This window comes from Streptococcus sp. CCH8-H5, assembly GCF_001556505.1.
Classification (GTDB): Bacteria; Bacillota; Bacilli; order Lactobacillales; family Streptococcaceae; genus Streptococcus.
Map to the genome: position 1 here is coordinate 45,622 of NZ_LSIZ01000109.1, position 25,550 is coordinate 71,171.

At 40.1% G+C, this 25,550-nt stretch carries 27 protein-coding genes and 1 riboswitch; of the genes, 21 read left to right on the forward strand and 6 right to left on the reverse strand.

The window, feature by feature from the left end; all coding sequences use genetic code 11:
- Window positions 1–60 precede the first annotated feature (60 nt).
- From AX663_RS07545 to greA, 6 genes are all read left to right on the forward strand, one after another.
- Complete coding sequence (locus AX663_RS07545) at window positions 61–3,156, forward strand: DEAD/DEAH box helicase (protein WP_060973146.1); 3,096 nt, start codon at window positions 61–63, stop codon at window positions 3,154–3,156.
- Between the two features lie 155 nt (window positions 3,157–3,311).
- Window positions 3,312–4,028: a hypothetical protein gene (locus AX663_RS07550; RefSeq protein WP_037598958.1), complete on the forward strand. Its 717-nt coding sequence runs from the start codon at window positions 3,312–3,314 to the stop codon at window positions 4,026–4,028.
- Between the two features lie 26 nt (window positions 4,029–4,054).
- Window positions 4,055–5,383 carry a UDP-N-acetylmuramate--L-alanine ligase gene (gene murC, locus AX663_RS07555; protein ID WP_002889872.1) on the forward strand — a complete coding sequence of 443 codons (1,329 nt, stop codon included), beginning with the start codon at window positions 4,055–4,057 and terminating at the stop codon, window positions 5,381–5,383.
- 59 nt (window positions 5,384–5,442) lie between these two features.
- Window positions 5,443–5,937: a GNAT family N-acetyltransferase gene (locus AX663_RS07560; protein ID WP_060973147.1), complete on the forward strand. Its 495-nt coding sequence runs from the start codon at window positions 5,443–5,445 to the stop codon at window positions 5,935–5,937.
- Between the two features lie 96 nt (window positions 5,938–6,033).
- Window positions 6,034–8,010, forward strand: coding sequence for an endolytic transglycosylase MltG (gene mltG, locus AX663_RS07565; protein WP_060973148.1), 1,977 nt, complete (start codon window positions 6,034–6,036; stop codon window positions 8,008–8,010).
- An 84-nt stretch (window positions 8,011–8,094) separates the two neighbouring features.
- Entirely contained in the window at window positions 8,095–8,577 is a 483-nt protein-coding gene (greA, locus tag AX663_RS07570; RefSeq protein WP_002883697.1) for a transcription elongation factor GreA, read from the forward strand.
- 167 nt (window positions 8,578–8,744) lie between these two features.
- Here greA and yidC read toward each other — a convergent pair whose 3' ends face one another.
- A complete protein-coding gene (gene yidC / locus AX663_RS07575; protein ID WP_002886520.1) occupies window positions 8,745–9,662 on the reverse strand; it encodes a membrane protein insertase YidC in 918 nt (305 codons plus the stop codon).
- 85 nt (window positions 9,663–9,747) lie between these two features.
- Window positions 9,748–10,026: an acylphosphatase gene (locus tag AX663_RS07580; RefSeq protein WP_013990023.1), complete on the reverse strand. Its 279-nt coding sequence runs from the start codon at window positions 10,024–10,026 to the stop codon at window positions 9,748–9,750.
- Window positions 10,027–10,128: 102 nt separating this feature from the next.
- Here AX663_RS07580 and AX663_RS07585 point away from each other — a divergent pair, with 102 nt between their 5' ends.
- The 3 genes from AX663_RS07585 (at window position 10,129) to AX663_RS07595 (ending at window position 12,184) form a co-directional block, all read left to right on the forward strand.
- On the forward strand, window positions 10,129–10,866 hold the full coding sequence (locus tag AX663_RS07585; protein ID WP_060973149.1) for a TrmH family RNA methyltransferase: 738 nt from the start codon (window positions 10,129–10,131) through the stop codon (window positions 10,864–10,866).
- A gap of 101 nt (window positions 10,867–10,967) precedes the next feature.
- On the forward strand, window positions 10,968–11,471 hold the full coding sequence (locus AX663_RS07590) for an HD domain-containing protein (RefSeq protein ID WP_002883682.1): 504 nt from the start codon (window positions 10,968–10,970) through the stop codon (window positions 11,469–11,471).
- Between the two features lie 23 nt (window positions 11,472–11,494).
- Window positions 11,495–12,184 (forward strand): Bax inhibitor-1/YccA family protein, encoded by a 690-nt coding sequence (locus AX663_RS07595; RefSeq protein WP_049545705.1) that lies wholly within the window; start codon window positions 11,495–11,497, stop codon window positions 12,182–12,184.
- A 37-nt stretch (window positions 12,185–12,221) separates the two neighbouring features.
- Here AX663_RS07595 and AX663_RS07600 read toward each other — a convergent pair whose 3' ends face one another.
- On the reverse strand, window positions 12,222–13,358 hold the full coding sequence (locus tag AX663_RS07600; RefSeq protein WP_060973150.1) for a DUF5105 domain-containing protein: 1,137 nt from the start codon (window positions 13,356–13,358) through the stop codon (window positions 12,222–12,224).
- A gap of 137 nt (window positions 13,359–13,495) precedes the next feature.
- On the opposite strand from AX663_RS07600, the gene AX663_RS07605 reads away from it, so the two are divergent.
- Window positions 13,496–14,749, forward strand: a complete 1,254-nt coding sequence (locus AX663_RS07605; RefSeq protein ID WP_060973151.1) for a diaminopimelate decarboxylase — start codon at window positions 13,496–13,498, stop codon at window positions 14,747–14,749.
- Window positions 14,750–14,781: 32 nt separating this feature from the next.
- Here the strand turns inward: AX663_RS07605 and AX663_RS07610 are convergent, their stop codons facing one another.
- Window positions 14,782–15,324: a TetR/AcrR family transcriptional regulator gene (locus tag AX663_RS07610; protein ID WP_060972193.1), complete on the reverse strand. Its 543-nt coding sequence runs from the start codon at window positions 15,322–15,324 to the stop codon at window positions 14,782–14,784.
- Between the two features lie 245 nt (window positions 15,325–15,569).
- Here AX663_RS07610 and AX663_RS07615 point away from each other — a divergent pair, with 245 nt between their 5' ends.
- From AX663_RS07615 to yidD, 10 genes are all read left to right on the forward strand, one after another.
- Complete coding sequence (locus AX663_RS07615) at window positions 15,570–15,821, forward strand: YneF family protein (RefSeq protein WP_002883695.1); 252 nt, start codon at window positions 15,570–15,572, stop codon at window positions 15,819–15,821.
- 63 nt (window positions 15,822–15,884) lie between these two features.
- Complete coding sequence (gene racE / locus AX663_RS07620; protein ID WP_002889898.1) at window positions 15,885–16,700, forward strand: glutamate racemase; 816 nt, start codon at window positions 15,885–15,887, stop codon at window positions 16,698–16,700.
- Window positions 16,693–17,667, forward strand: a complete 975-nt coding sequence (locus tag AX663_RS07625) for a nucleoside-triphosphate diphosphatase (protein WP_060973152.1) — start codon at window positions 16,693–16,695, stop codon at window positions 17,665–17,667. The genes racE and AX663_RS07625 overlap by 8 nt, the downstream gene beginning before the upstream one ends.
- Window positions 17,649–18,170 (forward strand): metallophosphoesterase, encoded by a 522-nt coding sequence (locus AX663_RS07630; RefSeq protein ID WP_060973153.1) that lies wholly within the window; start codon window positions 17,649–17,651, stop codon window positions 18,168–18,170. The genes AX663_RS07625 and AX663_RS07630 overlap by 19 nt, the downstream gene beginning before the upstream one ends.
- The gene (cbpB, locus tag AX663_RS07635; RefSeq protein ID WP_002883680.1) at window positions 18,167–18,649 is read left to right on the forward strand and encodes a cyclic-di-AMP-binding protein CbpB; all 483 of its coding nucleotides are present in this window, start codon (window positions 18,167–18,169) and stop codon (window positions 18,647–18,649) included. Before AX663_RS07630 ends, cbpB begins: the two co-directional genes overlap by 4 nt.
- Entirely contained in the window at window positions 18,603–19,364 is a 762-nt protein-coding gene (gene xerD / locus AX663_RS07640; RefSeq protein WP_060973154.1) for a site-specific tyrosine recombinase XerD, read from the forward strand. The genes cbpB and xerD overlap by 47 nt, the downstream gene beginning before the upstream one ends.
- A complete protein-coding gene (locus AX663_RS07645) occupies window positions 19,364–20,077 on the forward strand; it encodes a segregation/condensation protein A (RefSeq protein ID WP_003092139.1) in 714 nt (237 codons plus the stop codon). Before xerD ends, AX663_RS07645 begins: the two co-directional genes overlap by 1 nt.
- Window positions 20,070–20,651, forward strand: coding sequence for an SMC-Scp complex subunit ScpB (gene scpB / locus AX663_RS07650; RefSeq protein ID WP_060973155.1), 582 nt, complete (start codon window positions 20,070–20,072; stop codon window positions 20,649–20,651). The genes AX663_RS07645 and scpB overlap by 8 nt, the downstream gene beginning before the upstream one ends.
- Before the next feature lie 91 nt (window positions 20,652–20,742).
- Complete coding sequence (locus AX663_RS07655; RefSeq protein ID WP_060973156.1) at window positions 20,743–21,468, forward strand: pseudouridine synthase; 726 nt, start codon at window positions 20,743–20,745, stop codon at window positions 21,466–21,468.
- Entirely contained in the window at window positions 21,468–21,716 is a 249-nt protein-coding gene (yidD, locus tag AX663_RS10450; RefSeq protein WP_082759657.1) for a membrane protein insertion efficiency factor YidD, read from the forward strand. Before AX663_RS07655 ends, yidD begins: the two co-directional genes overlap by 1 nt.
- Window positions 21,717–21,738: 22 nt before the next feature.
- On the opposite strand, the gene AX663_RS07660 is transcribed toward yidD, so the two are convergent.
- On the reverse strand, window positions 21,739–23,178 hold the full coding sequence (locus AX663_RS07660; protein WP_002889908.1) for a TrkH family potassium uptake protein: 1,440 nt from the start codon (window positions 23,176–23,178) through the stop codon (window positions 21,739–21,741).
- Window positions 23,179–23,184: 6 nt separating this feature from the next.
- Window positions 23,185–24,534: a Trk system potassium transporter TrkA gene (trkA, locus tag AX663_RS07665; protein WP_060973157.1), complete on the reverse strand. Its 1,350-nt coding sequence runs from the start codon at window positions 24,532–24,534 to the stop codon at window positions 23,185–23,187.
- A 277-nt stretch (window positions 24,535–24,811) separates the two neighbouring features.
- Here trkA and AX663_RS07670 point away from each other — a divergent pair, with 277 nt between their 5' ends.
- Window positions 24,812–25,321, forward strand: a complete 510-nt coding sequence (locus tag AX663_RS07670; RefSeq protein WP_021143543.1) for a tRNA (cytidine(34)-2'-O)-methyltransferase — start codon at window positions 24,812–24,814, stop codon at window positions 25,319–25,321.
- Between the two features lie 106 nt (window positions 25,322–25,427).
- Window positions 25,428–25,550: riboswitch (FMN riboswitch) on the forward strand.

The following is a 25,550-nucleotide window of genomic DNA, read 5'->3' on the forward strand; positions in this document are numbered from 1 at the left end:
GAAGGCCTAGTTTATAAGGATTTTATGCTATAATAGAGGGATAAGATAGGGGTGAATACTATGGCAAAATTGATGCCGGGTAGAGTCCGTAATGAGGGTATTGAACTTTTTGAAAAGGATCTCATTACCATTCATCAGGTCTCAGAAACTCAGTTGGATACAACAGTTGACCAACATCATTTAATTTATGCACTCAATGATTCTGAAATCACGTGTGACTGTGATTATTTCGCTCAAAAAGGCTATTGTCCCCATTTGGCAGCGATTGAGTATTATCTAAAAAACGACAAAGAAGGCCAGCGTCTCTTGATAGAATTGGAAGAGGAACAAGAGTCCTCTCAGGGCCAAGAGCGAGGACACTCTTTTGGTGGTTTATTTTTAGAAGGACTTTCTCTAAATGAGGATGATACTGTTAGATATAGCTTGATGGTAGAGGGAGAGGAATCTACCTTTGGTTCAGAGATTTGGTGGAGTATACGTTTACGTCGCTTACCAGATGAACGTTCTTATGTTATTCGAGATATTCCTGCCTTTCTCAAACTTGTAGAGGCTGAGAGTTATTATCAGATAGGTAAGAACTATTATGAACCCCTATCGCTTATTCAATTTGACCAGGCTTCACAGGCATTTTTAGACTTCTTAGGACGGATGATTCCAGATGAAGCCAAGACTAATTTAGACTTTATTTTACCGAATAATGCACGTCATCTTTGTCTCCCCTACGGTTTTTTTGAGGAAGGTTTGAGACGGATGCAAGATTTGGATGGCTTTAGGTTTGAATGGGAAGGAACCGAATATCACCGACTTTTGGTTGAGGATTTGACTGCTGATGCTCATCTCTTCTCGTTTGATATTTCTGTTGAGCCTAAGATGATTGAATTGACTGTTGCTGAGAAGAATAGTCAGGCCTTTTTTAATAATCGTATTCTCTTTTATCAAGGTGTTTTTTATCGTTTGAATCGAAAACAACAAAAACTTTTGGTTGGTTTACGCTCTCTTCCAATCGGAAGCGATTTGAATAAGCATGTCAGCTTTAATCTTGATGAACAAGCTATCTTGGCTGCTAGTCTTTTTGATTTTAGGACTATGGGACCAGTTAAAGCTCCTAAAGCCTTTAATATCAAGGATTTCACACCGAGATTTCACTTTGACCTGAAAGGTGACAGTGAGGTTATACTTACATTAGCCTTTGATTTTGATGGTTTCCTAGTCCATAATCGACAAGAGTTGAGTCATTTAGGATTTACGAGTAACTATCGTCATGAGCAGGCTGTGTTCCGTTTGATGGCTAAGCATGGATTCACCCCTGATTTTCAGTCATCTAAACGATTAGATAGCAGTCAAGAGCTCTATGATTTCTTTACGAATACTCTAGCAGAATTTGAAAATACAGGGACGGTTCTGATTGGGCAGGAGTTGCGTGACTTACGGGTTGAACAGAGTCCACAGGTTCAGGTAGAGCGTCAGGGGAATTTATTAGATATTTCCTTTGATTTTTCAAGTCTTGACGATGAAGATGTGGATCATGCTTTAGCAGCTTTGATGGAAAGTTCGCCCTATTTTATCAATCGTAGTGGTCAGTTGATTGTTTTTGACGAGGCGACGCATCGTATTAGTGAGAGTCTCAAAACTCTAAGAGCTAGATATTCAGGGCAAGGTCACCTAGAACTAAATCAATTGACTGCCTATCAATTAATGGATGCTCTTTCAGAAAGTGATTCTGTTCGTTTTTCAAAAGATTTCCAACTCTTAACGCAACATTTGAGTAAACCAGAGACCTTTGATTTGCCAACTTATAAGGTAGAAGCTGACCTTCGTCCCTACCAGGAAAAGGGTGTTCAGTGGCTATCTATGTTGCATCACTATGGTTTTGGCGGTATCTTGGCCGATGATATGGGGTTGGGGAAAACCTTGCAGACCATTGCCTATCTCTCTGCACATTTAGAAGAAGAGCAACGAGTCTTGGTTTTGTCACCATCAAGCCTGATTTACAATTGGCAGGATGAGTTTAAAAAGTTCGCTCCTCAGTTAGATGTAGCGGTTTCTTATGGACTCAAGCCAAGACGTGATGACATCATTGCTGAAGACCACCAGATTATTATTACAAGCTATGCTTCCTTCCGTCAGGATTTTGATGCCTACAAGGCTGGTAAATATGACTATCTCATTCTCGATGAGGCTCAGGTCATGAAGAATACACAGACAAAGATTGCCCAATATCTACGTGATTTTTCTGTTCCACATTGCTTAGCACTATCTGGAACGCCTATTGAAAATCATTTGTTGGAGATTTGGTCTATTTTCCAAATTATTCTACCAGGACTTTTACCGGCTAAGAAAACTTTCCTTAAGTTAACACCAAAGGAAGTGGCTAGGTATATTTCTCCCTTTATTCTAAGACGTAGGAAAGAAGAGGTCCTTCCTGATTTACCAGATTTGATTGAAATCACTCACCAAAGTGAATTGTCAGATGCTCAAAAGGCTATCTATTTAGCGCAATTGCAACAGATGCAGCAAGGTTTAATTTCTGCAAGTGATCAGGAAATCAACCGTCGTAAGGTGGAAATTTTGTCAGGAATTACCCGCTTACGACAAATCTGTGATACCCCAGCTCTTTTTATGGACTATGCTGGAGATAGCGGAAAATTAGATAGCCTAAGAGAGTTGCTTAGTCAAATTAAGGAATCAGACCACCGTGTTCTTATCTTTTCACAATTTCGTGGGATGTTAGATATTACAGAGGGGCTCTTACAAGAATTAGGTATTTCCTCTTATAAGCTAACAGGGTCAACGCCATCTGATAGTCGTCAAGAGATGACCAGAGCCTTCAATCAAGGAAGCCGAGATGCCTTTTTGATTTCTCTAAAAGCAGGAGGAGTGGGACTGAATCTAACTGGTGCTGATACGGTTATTCTGATTGACCTTTGGTGGAATCCAGCGGTAGAAATGCAGGCTATTAGTCGTGCGCATCGTATAGGTCAGGAACAAAATGTCGAAGTTTACCGTTTGATTACAAGAGGGACTATTGAAGAGAAAATTCTTGAGCTTCAAGAAGGCAAGAAGAACCTTGTAACAACTGTCTTGGATGGCAATGAAAGCCGTGCCAGCATGACCGTTGAGGATATTAAAGAAATTCTTGGTATTGTAATATCTTAATTTGTTATATTTGATATTGAAATACTAAGATGTGAAAATGCTACTAGGCAAATCTTTTGAATTAGGCTATAATAGAATACTGCAAGACGTATCTTCCCATTCCCGATTGTTTATATTAAGATACGCATCATCTCGAAAACGAAAGGAAGTCTTTTATGCATCGCCAAAGACGACAATTTCCGCTGATTCCAGACGGGGAATCTTGCTTGCAAGAACCGGTCTCTATGCGCCTATATGAAAATGAAGATTTAATCACAAATATCCGTGGCCCTTACCAAGATAAGGACTACAATGATTTGTTGCCGAACTATGATTTCTTGTCAGCTAAGCCTAGCAATCGTAAGCAGGCTTCAAAACGAGTGGAGACACAAGAAGCTGGCATGACTTATGCAGAGGAAGCCCGTGAAAAGGCTAAGCGTGATGTCCGTGAGAAACGCCAAAAATTCCTCCGCCAAGAAGTTCAACAAACCAAACATACTAATAGCCGTCAACTAACTGCTAAGCCTAAGGTAGAAGCTAAGCCAAGCTTTGAGGCTACTGTTGAGCCAGCTGCTGTAACAACGGATAAAGGGCCAGTGACAGCATCTATCTTGGGAGCTCCTGTAAGTGCTATCAAGCGAACTTTAGCACCTAACGGGAAACACTCAAAAATCCATCACTTGGCAAATCGTCTGCAACAGGATTCTTACATCTTGGCAGAAGTGGCTCCAACCTATCAACAGCCTAGTAACCCATCTCGTAAGAAGGTCAAGAAAAATAGCTATGACTTCTTGAAACGTAGCCAGGTTTATAATTACCCAGAACGTCAAACTTACCGTGAACACCGAGTTGCTCAAGAATTAAATTTGACGCATTTAGAAGACGCAAACTAATCGCAGTGCGATTGTAAGGAGAAACTATGTCAAAAACTTATCATTTTATTGGAATTAAAGGATCTGGTATGTCAGCTTTGGCTTTGATGCTCCACCAAATGGGACACAAGGTTCAAGGTTCAGATGTGGAAAAATATTACTTCACTCAACGTGGTCTTGAGCAAGCAGGTATTCCTATCCTTCCTTTCGATGAAAAAAACATCACAGAAGATGTTGAATTGATTGCTGGAAATGCCTTTCGTGAAGACAACAACGTTGAAGTTGCTTATGCGATTAAAAATGGCTACAGCTTTAAGCGTTATCACGAGTTCTTGGGTCACTTCATGGATCAATTCACTAGCTTTGGTGTGGCAGGTGCACATGGTAAGACTTCTACAACAGGTCTCTTGTCACATGTTATGAAAAATATCACAGACACGTCATACCTTATCGGTGACGGAACTGGTCGAGGTTCTGCTAATGCACAATACTTTGTCTTTGAGTCTGATGAATATGAACGTCATTTCATGCCATACCACCCAGCATACTCAATCATCACTAACATTGACTTTGACCATCCTGATTACTTTACAAGTATCGATGATGTGTTCTCTGCCTTTGATGATTATGCTAAGCAAGTGCAAAAAGGACTCTTTGTTTACGGTGAGGATCCACACCTTCGTAAGATTACAGCCAATGCGCCAATCTATTACTACGGTTTCGAAGAAAATGATGACTTTATGGCAACAGACATTGTTCGTACAACGACAGGGTCTAATTTCAAGGTAAAACACGATGGACAAATTCTTGGAGAATTCCATGTGCCAGCCTATGGTCGTCACAATATCTTGAATGCAACTGCGGTTATTGGGACCCTCTATGTAGCTGGTTTCGACATGGATTTGGTTGCAGAACACCTTAAAACTTTCTCAGGTGTTAAACGTCGTTTCACAGAAAAAATTATCAGTGGTACTGTTGTCATCGATGACTTTGCTCACCATCCAACTGAAATTATTGCAACGCTTGATGCAGCACGCCAAAAGTACCCATCTAAAGAGATTGTTGCTATTTTCCAACCACATACCTTCACACGTACCATTGCTCTTCTTGATGAATTTGCTGAAGCTTTGAACGAAGCAGATGCTGTTTATTTGGCGCAAATTTATGGTTCAGCGCGTGAAGTTGACCATGGTGATGTTAAGGTTGAAGATCTTGCTGCTAAGATCAATAAACCTGCCAAAGTGGTTACAGTTGAAAATGTCTCACCTCTCCTTGACCATGACAATGCTGTTTATGTCTTTATGGGAGCTGGGGACATCCAACTTTACGAACGCTCGTTTGAAGAGCTCCTAGCAAGCTTGCAAACACACATGTAATATATTAAGGGCTGTAGCGATTTCGCTCAGCTCTTTCTCTTAATAGAAAGGAATTTAATATGCTTATTCGACATGCCCGAGAGGATGATTGGGCTGATGTTGTCCGTATCGAACAAGATAATTTTTCACCTGAAGAGGCTGCAACTCCAGAGGCTATTGGGGAGCGTTTAAAGACGATTTGTGATACCTTTCTAATTGCTGAAATTGATGGTGTTGTAGCTGGCTACATTGAAGGGCCTGTGATTGCGGAACGTTATCTTACAGATGACTTGTTCCATAAGGTGGTTCCTAATGCTAGTCAAGGGGGCTTTATTGCAGTTACTAGTTTGTCTATCTTCAAAGATTTTAAAGGGCAAGGTATTGGGACAGCCTTGATTGCAGCGCTTAAGGATCTGTCTATCGCCCAAAAACGCCAAGGTATTAGTTTGACTTGCCATGATTACCTGATTGCCTATTATGAGATGAATGGTTTCACTGATGAAGGAGAATCAGAATCAAATCATGGCGGTAGCACTTGGTATAATATGGTTTGGGAGAATCCAGAAACCCATTGAATTCAGTGTTACGTTACTGTGACAAAGGACCAATTGATTTGCATTAACTGACTTTTTAAGATATAATGGCGTTTGTTACTATAGAGGAGGTATGCCTTGACGGACAAGTTTAATGAACACTCGGAATCTGCTGAAGATAGCCTAAGCTTTAAAGATCAGATTCTTCGAGATTTACAAGAAGCAACACGGCTCCGTTCTCTTCGCGAGGAGGAGCATAATAAAAGTGCAACTATGCCCGAGACACCACGTTCAACGTCAGCTGAGAGCGCTACAACACATAGTACCTCAGCGTCCAATAAAGTAAGTAACCAAGATTTTAGTTCACATTCTGTTTCTCATAGTGCTTTCGCTAAATCTATGACTTCTGAGACAGCTCAAGATTCTCAACAAGATAGTGTTGGCTTGTTTTCTGTTTCTCAAGCTGAGTCTTTAGTGTCTGATGCTCATTCAAATGTAGCATCTATTTCTAAAGAACCTATTGAGGAGGAGAAAAAGGTAAATATTCCTCAGGAGACTGAAACGTCGAAACGCCGTTTTAAACGTCCAGTTTGGGAAACTAGCCTTAACGAAGCATCTGAAGAGGAGTATATTCCTGCAGATGTTGCCAAGGAGCTCATTGAAGCTAAGTCTAACGAAGCTATTTATACAAACCCTAAAGAATTGGAGGCCAAATTGACCTCAGAACGTCAAAAAGAAGCATTCTTGCAGGAACATCATGCAACAAGTGACCAAACGTCGCAAGAAAAGGTTCAATCAGAGATAGTGGCTGATGGTAATGAGGATGATGAGAGTATTTCTCTAGAAGCCTCTGGAAAACCTAAGAAAAAGAAAGGTAAGAAAGTGAAGAAGAAAAAGTCTTCGCCAAAAGATGTTAAACAGGCTGACATTGTCGACGAAGAGCCGATTTCACGTTCTAACCGAAATCACAAACGCAATAAAAATAACCGTCGTGCTGGTAAAATTGCAAGAAATATTATTATCTTCTTGCTACTTATCTTGTCAGTAGCTGCATTCTTTGGTTATCGTTATGTTAGTGATGCTGTTGGCGCAAAAGATGTTAATTCAACTAAGTTTGTTAGTGTTGAAATTCCTGAAAATTCAGGTAGCAGTTACATTGGTCAACTATTGGAATCAGCTGGTGTCATTAAGTCTGGTAAGGTCTTTAATTACTATACCAAGTTTAAGAACATCTCAAATCTGAAAAGTGGTTATTACAACCTTCAGGCTAGCATGACCATGGATGAAATTATTGAGGCACTTCAGAAAAAAGGAAGTGATACACCTCAGGAGCCATCTCTTGGTACGGTCTTGGTCAAAGAAGGATACACCATTGATCAAATTGCTAAGGCAGTTGAAGTTAATTCCTCAGCGAAAAAAGGCAAAAAAACATCAACTGGACTTAAGGCAAAAGATTTCTTGAAGCTGATGAAGGATGATGCTTTCATTACTAAGATGAAAGCGAAGTACCCAACCTTGTTGGCCAACCTTCCGAATTCTACGGATGCTAAGTATGTCCTAGAGGGCTATCTGTTCCCAGCGACTTATAACATTCATGACGATACGACGGTGGAATCTTTGGCAGAGGAAATGTTGTCAACGATGGACACCTACCTATCACCTTACTATGCGACGATTTCATCTAGCGGGCACAATGTTAATGAAATTTTGACCCTAGCTTCTCTTGTGGAAAAAGAAGGAGCTACAGATGACGACCGTAAAAATATTGCGAGCGTCTTCTATAATCGTCTTAACTCAGACATGGCTCTACAAAGTAATATTGCAGTTCTTTATGCTCTTGGAAAACTTGGTCAGGAAACGACCTTGAAAGAGGATGCAACTATTGACACAAACATTGACTCCCCTTATAATGATTATGTTCATAAGGGGTTGATGCCAGGTCCTGTGGACAGCCCTAGTCTGTCTGCAATTGAAGCGGTTATCAATCCATCATCTACCAAGTACATGTACTTTGTTGCAGATGTAACTACTGGTAATGTTTATTTTGCTGAAAGCTATGAAGAGCATCAGCATAACGTTGAAACTTACATTAATAGCAAACTAAAAGATAAATAGTCTGATTGGCTCATTAAAATCAAGCAAACAAAGAGTGATTTTGAAAATAAAGCCAAGGGCTCAAAAAATAGGAAAGAGAAAAAAATGGCAGAAAAAACATATGTAATGACACAAGCGGAGAAAGAACAACTTGAAGCGGAATTGGAGGAGTACAAACTCGTCCGTCGTCCAGAAGTTGTAGAACGTATTAAGATTGCTCGTTCTTATGGTGACCTCTCAGAAAACTCTGAGTATGAAGCAGCCAAAGACGAACAAGCCTTTGTTGAAGGACAAATTCAGATTCTTGAAACAAAAATTCGTTATGCAGAAATCGTTGATAGTGATGCTGTTGCTAATGACGAGGTTGCAATTGGTAAAACTGTTGTTGTTCAAGAAGTTGGTACAAACGACAAAGATACTTACCATATCGTTGGTGCAGCCGGTGCTGATATCTTCTCAGGTAAGATTTCAAATGAAAGTCCGATTGCTCAAGCCTTGATTGGTAAGAAAGTTGGCGACAAAGTCGCTATCGAATCACCAGCAGGTAGCTACTCTGTGGAAATCCTTAGTGTAGAAAAAACAGCCTAAGTGACTGTTGGAATTAAGGTGTTCAATATTTGAAACTAGTGGGAGTGAGACAAAACAGCTGTTCTGTCGCACTCCTTTTTTGCTTGTTGGCGCTATTAGGAATTAGGTTAGTCTGAATTAATCTATAAGAAAAGCACTCTTGGCATTTGCCAAGAGTGCTTTGTAGCTTATTTACGATTTTGCTTACCGGCGTTACGGTTTTTCTTTGGTTTACTTGCAATTGCTTGAGTATTTTTTGGTGTCACATCTTTACGCTTGATTGGTGTTGTACGAGGTGCTTTTGGAGGGTTCTTTTTGAACTCTTCAGCAACTTTTTCTTTCAAGCGAGGTTTGATGATGTAGTTGGTAATCAACTGTTGGATAATAGAGAAGATACCACCAACGAACCAGTAGAGGATTACGGCTGCAGGTGAGCTAATACCAAAGAAAATCATCATGATTGGCATACTGTACATCGTCGCTGCCATTTGTTTACGTTGCTCTTCAGGAACTTGTTGAATAGACAACCAAGATTGGAAGTAGTAAAGAGCTGCGATGATGATAATCAATGGGAAGTCACGGTGACCAAGGTTAAACCAGAGGAAGTTATCTTGGAGTACACCAGGAGTGTAACGTGCTGCGTAGTAGAGTGCTGAGAAGAATGGGAACTGAATCAATAGAGGAAGACAGCCGACACCACCCATCAAGCTTAGACCGTTTTCACGCTGAGCTTGCATGAGTTCAGACTGGGCAGCCATTTTTTCTTCTTGTGTTTCAGCGTTACGCAAACGTTCGTTGATTGGTTCCAAGATAGGCGCAAGGTACTCACGTTTTGCTGATTGGTAGGCTGCGCTACGAGATTGGTGAAGACCAAGTGGCAAGATAATCAAACGAACAATGATAGTAACAAAGATAATACCAAGACCAAAGCCAAGACCAAGATTATCTGCGAAGTAGGTGATGACGTGGCTCATAGGGCGACCAAGGAGGTTCCAGACCCAACCAGTAGGATTACCAGACTTATCAAGGCTTACACATCCTGATAGGAAGAGTAGCATGCTGGCAGCAAGCCCCATCAGGGCTAGACGTTTTTGATTTTTATTCACAATATCATTCCTTTTGTTTTTTAGTTATACTTGTCTATTTTACCTTTTTTTAAGGAAGAGAACAAGCTAAAAACGGGGCTTCCTCTTAATTAGCCATCCGAAAATCGCTGTAATTTGAGAAGTTTGCCATGGTCACATCGACATAGGTTACTTTAGACCATTTTGAAGGTCCTTTTCGAACTTCTTGAATAAATTTAGCTAACTTAGCAGGATTATCTGACTGAGCTAGGATTTCAACAGTTCCGTCGTCATTATTCCAAACTCGACCGTATATATCTCCTATATCTAGTGCCAGAGCATAGGTTGAATAACGAAAACCAACACCTTGGACTCTTCCTGAGACTAATAATCTTACTTTTTGCATGTTCCACGACCTCCTTTTGAAAGCTCTTTCTTTTAGTATAATCCTTGCTATAAAGTCGGTCAAGTCCAAGATTTATCAAGGAATTTCTGCTATAATGAGTGTATGGAAATCATTCAATCAAAGCAAAATGCTAGCATTAAGTCTGCTAGAAAATTATTGCAGCGCAAGCACCGTAAAACTAGCTATCTTTTAGAAGGATGGCATCTTTTTGAGGAAGCAAAGGCAAGTGGTGCCGAGATTCTTCAAGTTTTCGTACTTGAGGAAATGGCTGATCGTGTGGCTAATATATCTAAGGTTAAGTTGGTTAGTCCAGAGGTGCTTAAGGAACTCTGTGAAACTCAGACACCTCAAGGGATTGTGGCAGAAGTTGCTAAACAATCTCAAGCCTTGCCAAAGTCTCTCTCAGGGAAGTATCTTCTCTTGGAGGATGTTCAGGACCCTGGTAATGTAGGAACAATGATTCGAACAGCAGATGCCGCAGGTTATGACGGAGTCTTTTTGTCGGATAAATCAGCTGATATTTATAATCAGAAGACCTTGCGTTCTATGCAGGGAAGTCATTTCCACCTTCCAATCTATCGTGGACCAATTCTTGACATGGTTGAGGCTTGCAGAAAACAAGGTATACCCGTCTTAGCAACGACTCTTTCCGATGTTTCCGTTGACTATAAAGCAGTTAAGACAGATGGCAATTTTGCCCTAGTGATGGGAAATGAGGGTCAGGGAATTAGTCAGGAAATGGCTGAGTCTGCTGATCAACTCGTACATATTAGCATGCCAGGTCAGGCGGAGAGTCTGAATGTTGCTGTTGCAGCAGGAATTCTCATGTTTAGTCTCTAGGTCTCAAGGATGATTTTAGGAGAAAACAACTGACTTTTAAAGTAATTTTAAGTACTAGTGGTATAATGAAGAAGCATTAGAAACATTAATGAGGTATTATTATGAAACGACCAGAAGATGATAAAGAATTCATGGAAGTTGTGGGACATTTGATTTCTCATCCACGTTTTCAAAAATTGGATGGGATTGTACAACACCATCATTCGACACGTTTAGAACACTCGGTTAATGTTAGTTACACCAGCTATAAGATTGCTAAAAAATTTGGCTGGGATGCCAAGAGCACAGCTCGAGGTGGTCTCTTACATGACTTTTTCTATTATGATTGGCGAGTGACTAAATTTAACAAGAGTCATGCTTGGGTACACCCACGTATTGCTGTTCGTAATGCCAGAAAGCTTGTTAATCTGAATAAAAAAGAAGAGGATATTATCCTCAAGCATATGTGGGGAGCAACGATTGCGCCGCCGAAGTATAAGGAATCTTATATTGTTACTATGGTTGATAAGTATTGGGCGGTTAAAGAAGCAGCGACACCTTTACGAAACCGAATCAAAAATCGTAAGTTTTTCCGTCGCAAGACTCTACAAAGCCACCACCAATAATTCATTATTTTTAGGAGATAACTATGGAATCAAATGCAATTTATACAACTAGTGATGCGGGCTTGAACCGCTTTTTCGGAAAGATTTATGGTCTTGTCGGTATGGGAGTGGGACTTTCAGCAGTCATCTCTTATCTGATGCTCTTCCCTCTTTCGCATCTTTTTGTCAACATTCTCATGAATTATTCTTGGGTTTACATGGCGGCACTCTTTTTAGAGTTTGGTTTGGTCTTTTTGGCTAGCGGTGCTGCAAGAAGGAATACACCTGCGGCTCTACCTTTATTTTTGGTTTATTCTGCTCTGAATGGATTTACACTTAGCTTTATCATCGTACAATATACGCAAGCCATTGTTTTCCAAGCTTTCCTTAGCACTGCCATTGTTTTCTTTATCATGGCACTTATCGGAGTTACCATTAAGCGAGATCTATCAGGCATGGCCAAGTTCCTTATGGCAGCCTTGATTGGGATTATTGTGGCTAGCTTGATTAATATTTTCTTTGCAAGTAGCATGATGAGTTTTGTGATTAGTATTGTATCAATTCTTATTTTCTCAGGTTTAATTGCCTACGATAACCAGATGATTAAGAAGGTATATTATGGTACCAATGGTCAGGTCACAGATGGATGGGCAGTTTCTATGGCACTTAGTCTTTACTTGGATTTCATTAACTTATTCTTGAATATCTTGCGACTCTTTGCTAGACGTAATTAGTAAAAAAAATCAGCCAGATGGCTGATTTTTTTACTGTCTAATAGTTTTTTGTGAGTGTTCCTTGCTGACCTGTGTAAGCGTAGAAGAGTGGATAGTAATCCCATTTTCCGACATAGCTATCTTTATCTGGGAAAGCCCACTTGTCGTCTTTTTTAGTAAGCTCGACTGAGTAATTATCAAAGATATTTGTCCCTTCAGTCTTTGGTGTTGATGGGGTTACTTCTTTGATTGAATTCGGTAGGTAAGTTTCCATGTAGAATTGTCTTGTCAGTTGGTCGACATTTCCAGCGTTAGCACCATTGCTTTGTAGGTAGTTTTTAAGTTCGTCTGTGAGATTTGGGTGATTAGCACCATAGGCATCGTCTGCAGCTTTCATACTGATAGTTGACATGTTGACATTGAATTCTGCCTTATCTTTAGCGACGATAATGTTGTCAACAGTGTAGCTGCCGCGTTCACGGTTAGCAGTTTGAACCCAACCAAAAACTTTTGGAACTTCATCACCGGTTGGTTTGATGTTATCAGTTGCATCATAGCTGTATTGAAGGCTATCTGAGAAATATTGGTTAAGTTCGCCCTTAGCTTTGTCCAAGTCGTTAGAAACAAATTTGCTGTAGTCTTTGCTTTCGCCACCTAGAAGAACTGCGTTGAAATAAGCATCAACAGTCTTTTTAACATTGGTAGTTGTTTTACCATCGAAATCTTTTAGGTTAGTAGAAACAGTTTGTCCTTCTGTCTTCTCATCCTTTGATTCAAAATAGAGTTTATAGCTTTCGTCGTTGTTAACTTCGAAAAAGAGCGAGACAGTTTTGTAGTCGTCAGCTTCAAGCTTTCCAAAGTCATCTGTAGCATCCTCTACGTTCTTATTTTTGTTGAAGAGAGTAGGGAGGTCACCTTTGTCGAGCTTGCTTGCTGTGACTTTTTTACCATCTTTATCTTTGAGGTAGAATTGTTTAGCAGATGTTTTGAGCTCATTTTCCATATCTTCCGAAGTATTCTCGAGTTTGAATGAGACTTCGACTAGGGTTTGGTCATCCTTGAGCTTGAGGTCGCTTCCTGACATATAGACAATATCGTTAACAGAAAGCTTGGCATCAAGTTTTGGCTTGGCACATGCTGAGAGCGTTAAGATGGCTGCTAGAGCAAGAGCCCCAGAGTAAAGATATTTTTTCATAAATAATCCCCCGTTATTTTATTTAGGTTATAGGTCTATTGTATCATGAAATATGCCTTGAGATTATTAGAAAATTGGGTTTCAAGCCTTTTCTTATGCTATAATAGGATTACTATTGTAAAAAAATGGAGAATAAAATGACAAAAACACCTTTTATTGCAGCTGATAAACTTGAACAAATCACTGCAGAATTTCCCACACCTTTCCATCTTTACGATGAAAAAGGTATTCGTGAAACAGCAAGTGCAGTTAATGCAGCTTTTTCGTGGAATCCAGGTTTTAAAGAATTCTTTGCTGTAAAGGCCACACCTAATCCAGCAATCCTCAAAATTTTGAAAGAAGAAGGGTGTGGTGTCGATTGTGCGACCGATACAGAGCTTGTCATGAGTAAGAAAATTGGTTTTGATAGTAGCGCGATTAGCTTTACATCTAATGATACACGTGCTGAAGAGTTTGTTTACGCGCGTGATATTAATGCGACAATTAACCTTGATGCTTACGAAGATATCTTTTTCTTGGAAGAGGCTGCAGGGCTTCCTGAAACCCTTTCTTTGCGCTTTAACCCAGGAGGTGTCTTCTCTCTTGGTACTGATATCATGGATCATCCTGAAGAATCAAAATTTGGGATGACTAAGGAACAACTCTTCAAAGGTTATGCCTACCTTAAAGAAAAAGGAGTGCAATCATTCGGTTTGCATGCTTTCCTAGCGTCAAATACAGTAACGAATGAGTATTACCCAACCTTGGCTGCTCAACTCTTTGAATTGGCGGTAGAAATCAAGAATGAACTTGGAGTTAGTCTTGACTTTATCAATTTATCAGGTGGTGTTGGGGTAGACTACACACCGGCTAATAAGCAAAATGACATTGCTGTTATCGGTGAAGGGGTTCATGCTAAATTTGATGAGATCCTTGTTCCGAATGATCTTGGACATATCAGTATTTACACTGAACTTGGACGTTTCATGACAGCACCTCATGGCCTTGTTGTTACTAAGGTTCTTCATATTAAGGACACTTATCGTCGTTACGTTGGTGTAGATGCTTCTGCGGTTAACTTGCTTCGTCCAGCTATGTACGATGCCTACCACCACATCACGAATATGACTAATCCAGATGGTGACATTCAAGTAGTTGATGTGACAGGTTCTCTTTGTGAAAATAATGATAAGTTTGCTAAGAACCGTGAATTGCCAGAAGCTCGTATTGGAGATACCTTGGTTATCCACGACACAGGTGCACATGGTTTCTCAATGGGTTACAACTATAATGGACGTCTTCGTTCTGCAGAAATTCTCTACCAAGAAGATGGAACTGCTCGTATGATCCGCCGTGCAGAGACGATGAATGATTACTTTGCTACTCTTGATGGTTTTGATTTTGACATTTAACAAAAAATAAGCTAGGCCTTAAAGGCCCTAGCTTATTTTACTTTAATGATTACAGCTTCAAGAATGATATCGGCTAACTCCTCAGGGGATTCGACACAGCCTTCTTTGAGCCAGAGTGTTAAAATGGTAACAATAGTGCTAACATAAATTTCCAATGAATATTTGGCAGGAATATGATAGCTTTGTTCCATGAGCTCTGTAACATTTTCGATATCAGAGTTAAGGATGGTCTCGATAATGAATTCACGAATCATCTCATTGATGTTTGGAATGTGTGTCATTAAGGTGAGACAGAGTCTTTGATTTTCCTTAAGATATCCTAGCATTTCAGTAACAACACCCTCTTGGTAGGTCATGTCTTCCTGAAGAATACTTGAAACTTTATCTAAAATCTTTGAGAAGGTTGTTTCAACCAAATCTTCTTTATTTGAATAGTAGTAGTAGAAAGTTGGTCTGCTGAGATTTGCCTTCTTGATGATGTCTGTGATGCTGATTTGTTCGAGTGAACTCTCTTCTAAGAGTTCAATAAATGCGTTGACAATTTTTCGTTCGGAAATAGTTGCTTCCTTGAGCATAAATAAACCCCTTTATATAAACATAATAATAATTCCACAACTTATATAATAACCTATTTTTTTTCTAGAAATCTTACAAGTCCTTTACAGTTGTAAGTGAAAAATACTGAAACTCTCATTTTATCGATATTTTAAACGAAAAAACTTTTTTTCTATACGTTTTTAAGAACCAACGTCTTATTTGTCAGTAGGGTCCATTTTTGCTATAATATAAGGTAAATCAACGTTATAGGAGAATTAAATTTATGAACACCGTCCTTTGGATTATTCTTGTTTTTGTAGCCCTTTTAGGTGGTTTTTATGGAGGCGCATACTTTGCCCGCAAACAAATGGAGAAAGAATTGGCTGAAAATCCTCGTTTGAATGTGGACGCTGTTCGTACCATGATGTCGGCTGCGGGTCAAAAGCCAAATGAAGCAAAAGTGCGTCAAACATATAACCAAATTATCAAACAACAAAAACAAGCACTTGCAGATAGCAAGAAAAAGAAAAAATAATGGTGGGGAGCTGGGACGTGAATCTCAGCTTTTTACATGTAACCTAGGGGATAAGGAGGCAAGATGGATAATCGACCTATAGGATTTTTAGATTCTGGTGTCGGAGGACTGACGGTGGTACGTGAACTTAAACGTCAGTTGCCTCACGAGTCTATTGTTTATATTGGTGACTCTGCTAGGGCGCCGTATGGTCCTAGACCAGCAGAACAAATCAGAGAGTATACATGGCAGTTGGTTAAATTTCTTCTGACCAAAGATGTAAAAATGATCGTTATTGCTTGTAATACGGCAACAGCAGTAGTTTGGGAGGAAATCAAAGGAGCCTTGGATATCCCAGTGCTAGGTGTGGTTTTGCCTGGTTCTAGTGCTGCCATTAAGTCTAGCCAATCGGGTCATATTGGCGTCATTGGGACTCCTATGACGATTTCCTCTAACATCTATGAACAAAAAATTAAGCATCTGGCACCACAAATGAATGTCTTGAGTTTATCTTGTCCTCGCTTTGCCCCTATTGTTGAATCCAATGAAATTAACTCAAGTGTGGCTAAAAAGATTGTTTATGAGAGCATGGCACCTTTAGTCGGTAAGGTAGATACCTTGGTTTTAGGTTGCACCCATTACCCACTTTTACGTCCTATCATCCAGAATGTTATGGGGCCAAGTGTCAAGCTAATTGATAGCGGAGCTGAAACGGTTCGTGATGTTTCCGTTTTGCTCAATTATTTTGAAATTAATCGTAGCCGTGAAGTCGAAGACAAGACGGAAGAATATTACACCACAGCTAGTGTGCTTGGTTTTAAAGAAATCGCAGAACAATGGCTGGGTGAAGAAGTTGCTGTCCAACATGTCGATTTGGACAAGGAGTTAGAAAATGACTAAATCAATTTTAGAATATAAAGACGAACAAGACTGGTATTTGGCTAGTTTTGGAAGCTACAATCACTTGACTTGTTTTGGTGGTGATGAGGCCTATGAACAATTTGTTGACCTTTTCCAAGCCTTGACTAACGTTTTGGCTGTTAGTGGTTTCCAGTTACATATTGCTAAACATTCTTCAGACCTTCGCTTAGTATCCTTTATTTTGGATTGCTTGAAAGAGGAAACTGGTCGTGACCTAGCTGTTACGCAACATCAAGGGGCCTTGGTAGTTAGTGAAGGGGATAAGCTTGTCTATGTTCATGTGCCAAGAGAAGGTGTCACCTTGAGTGATTTCTTTGGTTCTGATAACAAATCAGATTTTGGTGATGTCCTATTGATTGCGACACGCAATGAAGGAAAAACTAAGGAATTTCGTAAACTATTTGGAAAACTAGGCATTAAGGTAGAGAATCTTAATGATTATCCAGACCTTCCTGAAGTTGCTGAAACAGGTATGACCTTTGAGGAAAATGCACGCTTGAAGGCGGAAACCATTTCTGACTTAACTGGTAAAATGGTCCTCTCAGATGACTCTGGTTTGCAGGTAGATGTTCTTGGAGGCTTACCAGGAGTTTGGTCTGCACGCTTTGCAGGTCCTGATGCTACAGATGCTGAAAATAATGCTAAATTATTGCACGAGCTGGCTATGGTGCTTGATGATAGCAAACGTACGGCGAACTTCCATACAACCCTAGTTGTTGCAGCACCTGGACGTGATAGTTTGGTTGTTGATGCCGACTGGAAGGGTTATATTGGCCGAGAACCGAAAGGCGATAATGGTTTTGGTTATGATCCACTCTTTTTAGTTGGTAATACGGGTAAAACGGCAGCAGAGCTTTCTGCAGAAGAGAAAAATGAACAATCTCACCGTGGACAAGCTGTTAAGAAACTTATGGAGGTCTTCCCAACATGGCAGAACAAACAATAATCGTAATGAGCGACTCCCATGGAGATCGTGACATTGTAGTAGATATAAAAAATCGTTATCAGGGAAAGGTGGATGCTATTTTCCACAACGGGGATTCTGAGTTAGAATCAAGTGATCCTGTTTGGGAAGGTATCCATGTTGTTCGAGGAAACTGTGACTATGATTCAGGTTATCCAGAACGTTTGGTCGTTAAACTTGGTGATGTGATTATTGCACAAACACATGGTCATCTTTATGGCATTAATTTTACCTGGGACAAGTTAGATCTTTGGGCGCAACAAGAGGATGCAGATATTTGTCTCTATGGCCACTTGCATGCGGCAGCAGCTTGGCGAAATGGTAAGACAGTGTTTATCAACCCAGGTTCTGTTTCGCAGCCACGTGGGCCTATCCATGAGAAACTTTATGCTAAGGTGATTATAAACAGTGCAAAAATTCGTGTAGAATATTACACACGTGACCATGAACTTTATTCAGAACTTACACAGGAATTTGAACGATGATTGCTAAAGAATTTGAAGATTTTTTGTTGGCTCATTTAGATAATTATTTAATTCCATCAGATCAGGTTGCTATTTTTATTGATAGTCACAACGCTGATCATGTGGTCTTGCTTTTGACAAGCAATGGTTATTCGCGCGTTCCCGTTTTGACTAAGGATAAGCACTATCTTGGGACCATATCTTTGACAGATATTAAGCGTTATCAAGATGAACATAACTTGCAAGAGTGGGAGATGGTTAACCGTGATATCGGGCCGATGACATCAGATGTCGTGGAAACAGTGGAAGATAATGCCAATCTAAATGAGGTAATGCATAAGCTAGTTAATAATCCTTTCCTTCCTGTGGTTGACAGCCAAGGTATTTTCAAAGGAATTATCACACGAAAATCGATTCTAAAGGCGGTTAATAGCCTCTTACATGACTTTACACATGACTATATCATCATTCCAAAAACAACTGACAACTCAGATCACTGATTTTCTGGCTACTAAGATCATTTCGGAGAGTTCAAAGCAAGCTTATGCTTATGATCTTAAGCAGTTTGCAACATCGATTTCAGGACAAATTGATCAAACCAGTCTTAAGCTCTATGAAAACCAACTGAAGGAATGGAAGCCATCTGTACAAAAGCGTAAGCGCTCTGCGGTCAATCAATTTTTGCTATACCTCTATCAAAAGGGTGAATTAGAGAAATTTTTCAAACTATCAGAGAAGGTTACGATACCTTCTCAGGAGGATAAGTTGCGAATACTGGATCTTTCATCGCTTTATGAGGGGCGTGAAGGGGTTGGTAAGCTGGCTTGTCTGCTGATTCTAGAGTTGGGGCTCTTACCTTCAGAGATTTTGGAGTTGGACTGGGCCGATATTGACTTGGATTTTGGTGTTGTAACTGTGGCCAAGGGAAGCACTAAGCGTGTTCTCAGACTTGAAGCAGATGTGAAACAGTATTTGTTGGCTATTAAAGATGTGAACAGTCAGGGCTTGCTTTTGGGTAAGGTATATACTCGACAATGGCTGTATAAGCAAATCCAGACTTATGTTAGTGACTGTGGCTTATCGAATGTAACCGCTCAAGTCTTGCGTCAGCAATTTATTCTTAGACAGATTGAAAAGGGAACGGGCGCCTTTGAACTTGCTCGTTTACTGGGACTAAAAAGTCCAGTGACCTTGGAGAAATACTATAAAACCTAATGGATATTAAGTTAAAAGATTTTGAGGGGCCACTGGATTTGTTGCTCCATCTGGTTTCTAAGTATGAGGTAGACATTTACGATGTTCCCATTGTTGAGGTTATCGAGCAATACTTGGCTTATTTGGCAACCTTGCAAGCCATGAAGCTTGAAGTTGCTGGGGAATATATGCTTATGGCTAGTCAGCTCATGCTGATTAAGAGTCGTAAGCTTCTGCCCACAGTGGTGGAAGCTGAGCCTGAAGCAGATGATCCAGAACTAGAGCTCTTGAGTCAATTGGAAGAATATGCACGCTTCAAAGCAGCTAGTCAAGAGTTGGCTAAGCAGCATGAGGTACGAGCTCAGTATTTTTCAAAACCAAAAGTTGAATTGGTTTATGAAGATGTGACGCTGAATCAGGATAAGACCATTCAAGACATTTTCTTGGCTTTTTCAAAAATCATGGCTGAAAAGCAGGAAGAAATTCGTCGCAATCACACGACCATTGCGCGTGACGATTATAAGATTGAAGACATGATGTTGATTATTGAGGAAGCATTCGGCTCAAAAAATGAGCTACATTTAGATGAACTTTTCACAGATGCTAAAGATATGAATCAAGTAATTACCCTCTTTTTGGCAACTCTTGAATTGATTAAGGTACATCGCATATCAGTACAGCAGGAAACAATTTTTGGTACAATCACATTAAGAAAGGAATGGACGAATGAGTAGTCACTTAGCACGATTAGAAGCTTTACTTTTTGTGGCTGGTGAAGATGGTCTTAGTCTACGTGCTATGGCACAGCTTTTGGAAATGCCAGTGACGGGTCTGACTCAGTCCTTGGAGAAATTGCAAGCTAAGTACGAGGCAGATGAGGATTCAGCTCTGTGTTTATTGGAATCATCAAATACCTATAAGTTAGTGACTAAACCAGATTTTGCAAGTCTCCTTCGTGACTATTCTAAAACGCCTATTAACCAGAGTCTATCACGAGCGAGTCTTGAGGTCCTCTCTATAGTTGCGTATAAACAGCCCATTACTCGCGCTGAAGTTGATGACATTAGAGGTGTTAATTCTAGTGGCGCTATTGCTAAACTTCAGGCCTTTGATCTTATTCAAGAGGCTGGTAAAAAGGATGCTGTCGGTCGTCCTAACCTATATGCGACTACTGATTATTTCCTAGACTATATGGGTATTAACAGTTTAGACGAGCTTGTGGCGATTGATCAACTAGAACTTGAAGATCAAGAAACGAGTCTCTTTAGGGAAGATGCTTCAGAGGAACTTGAGGACTTGGACAATTAAGAGTAAACCTTGTTGAAACTAATCATTAAAAATAAAGAAACATAGCAGAGATGCTAGGTAGAAAGGATACAGCTTAAGCTGTAGAAAAAGAATGCGAATTAATAAATATATTGCCCACGCTGGTGTGGCCAGCCGTCGTAAGGCTGAGGAACTGATTAAAGAGGGTCGTGTGACCCTAAATGGTAAGACCGTTACGGAATTGGCAACAATTGTCAAAAATGGTGATATTGTAGAGGTAAATGGCAGCCCAATTTATAATGAAGAGAAGGTCTATTATCTTCTTAATAAACCACGAGGGGTTATTTCTTCGGTATCTGATGAGAAAAATCGTAAGACGGTGATTGACCTCATGCCCCACGTTAAGGAACGTATCTATCCTGTTGGTCGTCTTGACTGGGATACGACGGGGCTTCTTATTTTGACTAATGATGGTGACTTTACCGATAAGATGATTCACCCACGTAATGAGATTGACAAGGTTTATTTGGCGCGTGTCAAAGGTATTGCGACCAAGGAGAACCTTCGTCCTTTGACTCGTGGTGTTGTCATTGATGGTAAGAAAACAAAACCAGCACGTTACAATATTATCAAAGTAGACCATGAAAAGAACCGTTCAGTTGTTGAATTGACAATTCATGAAGGGCGTAACCACCAGGTTAAGAAAATGTTTGAATCAGTGGGCTTGCTTGTTGATAAGTTGTCACGTACGCGTTTTGGTATCCTTGATTTAACAGGGCTTCGCCCAGGTGAATCACGCCGTCTGAATAAGAAAGAAATCAGTCAGCTTCATAACGCTGCTGTCAATAAGGTTAAATAATGAAAAGATTTCTGATTGCCTTAGTAAAGGCTTATCAGAGATGGATTTCTCCCCTATTTCCACCCTCTTGCCGTTTTCGTCCAACTTGTTCGGTTTATATGATCCAAGCAATAGAAATGCACGGTTTAAAGGGAGTTCTTATGGGAGTTGCCCGTATCTTAAGATGTCACCCTTTATCAGAGACTGGCGATGATCCGGTGCCAGATTATTTTAGTCTAAAACGTAATAAAACTCCTTTGAATAAATGAATCCAAAGGAGTTTTTCTATGCTTAAGTTTTTGACCAAGTTTTTGGCAGGAAGAGGAGTAGTAAAGGATAAATTTCCAAACGTCCTGCAATCATAGCAAATCCCATGATAAGCTTAGACAAAGGACTGAAAATAGCAAAGCTATCACTCGTTCCAAGTAAAGGTCCAATATTGTTAAAGGTAGAAGCAGCAGCACTTGTCACAATCAAGAGGTCTTGATTATCCAGTGACAAAACAGTGACTAAACTTAGTATAATGAGTACATATACAGCTAGATATTTAAGAACACTGTGCTGGGTTTCTTTATCGAGAACACTTCCATTGATATGAAGTGACAGGATACGATTAGGATAGAGACTAGCCAGGGTCTGATTTCGTGCAATCTTAGCAATAATCATAGCACGGATAATCTTGAAACCACCGGCAGTAGAACCTGCTGATCCCCCGATAAACATCAGGAGGAGTAGGATATACTGAGAAAAGAGTGGCCATTTGGTAATATCCGTTAGACCAAAACCGGTTGTTGTGATGATAGTTGACACTTCGAAAAATGAGTATTTGAAAGAGTCAGCCAAATTGTGGTAAATCCCAAAAATATTGAGGAAAATCAAACCTGTTGAAATAGCCACAATCGCAAAGTAGGTACGTAGTTCTTCATCTTGGAAGAAAAACTTGATTTTGCGAAGGAGGATATAGAAATAAAGGTTGAAGTTAACCCCAAAGAGTAGGGTACCAACAGTAACCACATAGGTAATCAGATCACTGTGGTAGTGGGCGATAGAGTCATTATAGACAGCAAATCCCCCAGTACCTGCGCCCCCCATAGCAGTGATGATACTATCAAAGATTGGCATACCGCAAAGCCAGAGAATAACAGCAAAAATAACAAACATAGTCAGATAGATGATGTAAAGAATCTGAGCTGTATTTTTGAGCTTGGCAACGACTTTACCAAATACTGGACCAGGCACCTCTGCACGCATAACCTCATGGTGACCATTTTTACTGTTGTTCATGATGGCTAGGGCAAAGACCAATACCCCCATCCCTCCAATCAAGTGGGCGAAGCTTCGCCAGAAAAGTAGGGAGTGGGTAAGTACTCCAGTATCTGTGAGAATAGTAGCCCCCGAGGTTGTGAAACCAGAGCTCATCTCGAAAAAGGCATCAATGACACTTGGGATCTGACCAGCAAAGACGAAGGGCAATCCTCCAAAGAAAGACCAGAGCACCCAACAGAGGGCTACAATAAGCATCCCTTCTTTGGTGTAAATATGGTAGTTCTTCGGTTTAAAGAGAGTACCAAGCACTCCGAGAAAGAGGAGAATCCCCATCGTACCCAAGATGCTGGCAAATACTTTGGCATCTTCTTGATAAATAAGAGCGACGATAAGTGGCACAACCAAGAGAGCAGCCTCAATCAGTAGGAGCTTGGCAATAAGAAAACGGACAATAGATCGATTCATGGCAGCTTACCTCTTCAACAAGTCGTAAATATGAGTTACATTTTGTAAGAGTGTAACGATCACGATTTTATCCCCAATAGCGAGTCTGTCTTCTCCCGTTGGGAAAATAGATTTTCCATTGCGGATAATAGCAGCGATAAGGACACCATTAGCAAATTCAAGCTCAGAAAGTTTCTTCCCAGCGATTTTGTTGTTTTCCTTAATTTGGAATTGCAAGGTTTCGATACGACCATTAGCCACATGGTGAAGGGCATCGAGGCTAGAATCTTTAGCATTATAACGCCCACGGACAAAGTGCATTACAGTGTCAACGGCAATACTCTTAGGTGTGACAATTGTTGTTGTCTCACGTGTATCGATAATCTCTAAAAGACTGGTACGATTGACTTTAGTAATATTCTTGTGAATACCAAGGCTTTCGAGGAACATAGAGGTAATGATATTTTCCTCATCGACTCCGGTTAGGGTAGCTACGGCATCGTAACTGGCTGCACTTTCCTCGAGAAGAAGGTCTTTAGCAGTACCGTCACCTAAGATAACAGAAACTTCAGGGAAGACCTGACTAAAGGTTTGCGCACGGTCCATTTTTTGCTCAATCAATTTGACCTTAATACGATTGTTTTTCAAGATATTGAGCAAGTAGTAGGAGATGCGCCCAGCACCAATCAACAAAAGTTTTTTGATGCTTTTTGGCTTGATGTAACTGTGGAAAAGTGCCATATCAACACGTTTACCAGTGACATAAATCTTATCCCCAATTTGCATGGTAGCATTTCCATCTGGAATGATGAGTTCACCCTGACGGTGAATCGTGCAAACTAGAATATTGCCGAATTTCCTACGGAATTGTTCCATTGTCATACCAGATAATTGGCTATTTTCAGTAACTTTAAATGCCATAAGAATAACGCGTCCATTAGCAAAAGTTTCAACTGATAGGGCGTTTGGAAATTCAACTGTATTGGCAATATAGCGAGCTGTTAAAAGTTCAGGGTTAACTACTAATGAGAATCCAAGAAAGTTTTTGTCTTTGAAATAAGCATTAGAGTACTCTGGGTTACGTACGCGAACAACAGTTTCTTTGGCACCCATTTGTTTAGCCAGAACCGCTGAAATCATGTTCACTTCATCTTTATCGGTCATTGCGATAAAGACGTCACAGTTGCTAACCTCGGCTTGTTCCAAAATTTTAAAATTAGCCCCATTTCCAGCAAAGCCCATAACATCATAGCGTTTGCTGAGGCGTTTGAGTACCTCTTCCTTTTCTTCAATTAAAATAACATCGTGCTTCTCTTCAACAAGAGAACGACAGAGTGCGGTACCGACTTTACCGGCACCTACGACAATAATACGCATGAGTTACCTCCAAATAATCATTACTATGATACTCTATTTTAGCGGAAAAATCATCCTTTTCAGCTAGCTTTATCAACTATTCCTATTTAAGTGAATAAAGGTGAAATTTTTCTTTAAATAGTATTGACTTTTAGACCAGAAGTGCTAAAATATATTCAAAGATTCGTTATTTTAAATCTAACCTGTCATGATTTAAGCTAATGAACGTCCACAACCATGTCGTCTGCTGAGCTTGACTCCGGGCGACATGGTATTTTTTATGTCTAGGAGAATTGAGATGTCACGTAATCATATTGTCTTGTTTGAACCTCGTATTCCACAAAACACCGGAAATATTGCACGTACCTGTGCAGCGACTAATAGCCCTCTTCATATCATCCGTCCTATGGGCTTTCCAATTGATGACAAGAAAATGAAACGTGCAGGTTTAGACTACTGGGATAAGCTTGACATCACTTATTATGACAATTTGGCAGATTTCATGTCTAAAAATCAAGAGGGTCGTTTGCATTTAGTCACGAAATTTGCGGATAAGACTTATTCAGAAGAGGCCTATGCCGATGGTGAGGACCACTATTTTATGTTTGGTCGTGAAGATACAGGCCTACCTGAAGATTTTATGCGTGAGCATCCTGAAAAAGCTATTCGTATTCCGATGAATGATGAACATGTGCGTAGTCTAAATGTGTCCAATACTGTTTGTATGATTGTTTACGAAGCGCTTCGTCAGCAACAATTTGAGGGGCTAGAGCTGAGTCACCGTTATCAACACGATAAATTAAAATAGATACTTCATTTTGTTTTAAAAGAATAATTATAGTCATTGACTATCAACAGATTAGAAATCCATAATTTGAAAACCTTGTCACCAAGGTTTTTTTATGTTATCCTTAAAAGGTCTTCAGGGCAGGGTGAAACTCCCGACCGGCGGTGATTCTTTGGATAAGTCCGCGAGCGCAAGCTGATGAGGTGTGATTCCTCAACCGACAGTATAGTCTGGATGGAAGAAGACCAGT

Bases quoted from the DNA above. Each gene is read 5' to 3' on its own strand.
- AX663_RS07545 (WP_060973146.1), top strand. From the start codon at position 61: ATGGCAAAATTGATGCCGGGTAGAGTCCGTAATGAGGGTATTGAACTT.
- AX663_RS07550 (WP_037598958.1), top strand. From the start codon at position 3,312: ATGCATCGCCAAAGACGACAATTTCCGCTGATTCCAGACGGGGAATCT.
- murC (WP_002889872.1), top strand. From the start codon at position 4,055: ATGTCAAAAACTTATCATTTTATTGGAATTAAAGGATCTGGTATGTCA.
- AX663_RS07560 (WP_060973147.1), top strand. From the start codon at position 5,443: ATGCTTATTCGACATGCCCGAGAGGATGATTGGGCTGATGTTGTCCGT.
- greA (WP_002883697.1), top strand. From the start codon at position 8,095: ATGGCAGAAAAAACATATGTAATGACACAAGCGGAGAAAGAACAACTT.
- AX663_RS07580 (WP_013990023.1), bottom strand. From the start codon at position 10,026: ATGCAAAAAGTAAGATTATTAGTCTCAGGAAGAGTCCAAGGTGTTGGT.
- AX663_RS07585 (WP_060973149.1), top strand. From the start codon at position 10,129: ATGGAAATCATTCAATCAAAGCAAAATGCTAGCATTAAGTCTGCTAGA.
- AX663_RS07590 (WP_002883682.1), top strand. From the start codon at position 10,968: ATGAAACGACCAGAAGATGATAAAGAATTCATGGAAGTTGTGGGACAT.
- AX663_RS07595 (WP_049545705.1), top strand. From the start codon at position 11,495: ATGGAATCAAATGCAATTTATACAACTAGTGATGCGGGCTTGAACCGC.
- AX663_RS07600 (WP_060973150.1), bottom strand. From the start codon at position 13,358: ATGAAAAAATATCTTTACTCTGGGGCTCTTGCTCTAGCAGCCATCTTA.
- AX663_RS07605 (WP_060973151.1), top strand. From the start codon at position 13,496: ATGACAAAAACACCTTTTATTGCAGCTGATAAACTTGAACAAATCACT.
- AX663_RS07610 (WP_060972193.1), bottom strand. From the start codon at position 15,324: ATGCTCAAGGAAGCAACTATTTCCGAACGAAAAATTGTCAACGCATTT.
- AX663_RS07615 (WP_002883695.1), top strand. From the start codon at position 15,570: ATGAACACCGTCCTTTGGATTATTCTTGTTTTTGTAGCCCTTTTAGGT.
- racE (WP_002889898.1), top strand. From the start codon at position 15,885: ATGGATAATCGACCTATAGGATTTTTAGATTCTGGTGTCGGAGGACTG.
- AX663_RS07625 (WP_060973152.1), top strand. From the start codon at position 16,693: ATGACTAAATCAATTTTAGAATATAAAGACGAACAAGACTGGTATTTG.
- AX663_RS07630 (WP_060973153.1), top strand. From the start codon at position 17,649: ATGGCAGAACAAACAATAATCGTAATGAGCGACTCCCATGGAGATCGT.
- cbpB (WP_002883680.1), top strand. From the start codon at position 18,167: ATGATTGCTAAAGAATTTGAAGATTTTTTGTTGGCTCATTTAGATAAT.
- xerD (WP_060973154.1), top strand. From the start codon at position 18,603: ATGACTATATCATCATTCCAAAAACAACTGACAACTCAGATCACTGAT.
- AX663_RS07645 (WP_003092139.1), top strand. From the start codon at position 19,364: ATGGATATTAAGTTAAAAGATTTTGAGGGGCCACTGGATTTGTTGCTC.
- scpB (WP_060973155.1), top strand. From the start codon at position 20,070: ATGAGTAGTCACTTAGCACGATTAGAAGCTTTACTTTTTGTGGCTGGT.
- AX663_RS07655 (WP_060973156.1), top strand. From the start codon at position 20,743: ATGCGAATTAATAAATATATTGCCCACGCTGGTGTGGCCAGCCGTCGT.
- yidD (WP_082759657.1), top strand. From the start codon at position 21,468: ATGAAAAGATTTCTGATTGCCTTAGTAAAGGCTTATCAGAGATGGATT.
- AX663_RS07660 (WP_002889908.1), bottom strand. From the start codon at position 23,178: ATGAATCGATCTATTGTCCGTTTTCTTATTGCCAAGCTCCTACTGATT.
- trkA (WP_060973157.1), bottom strand. From the start codon at position 24,534: ATGCGTATTATTGTCGTAGGTGCCGGTAAAGTCGGTACCGCACTCTGT.
- AX663_RS07670 (WP_021143543.1), top strand. From the start codon at position 24,812: ATGTCACGTAATCATATTGTCTTGTTTGAACCTCGTATTCCACAAAAC.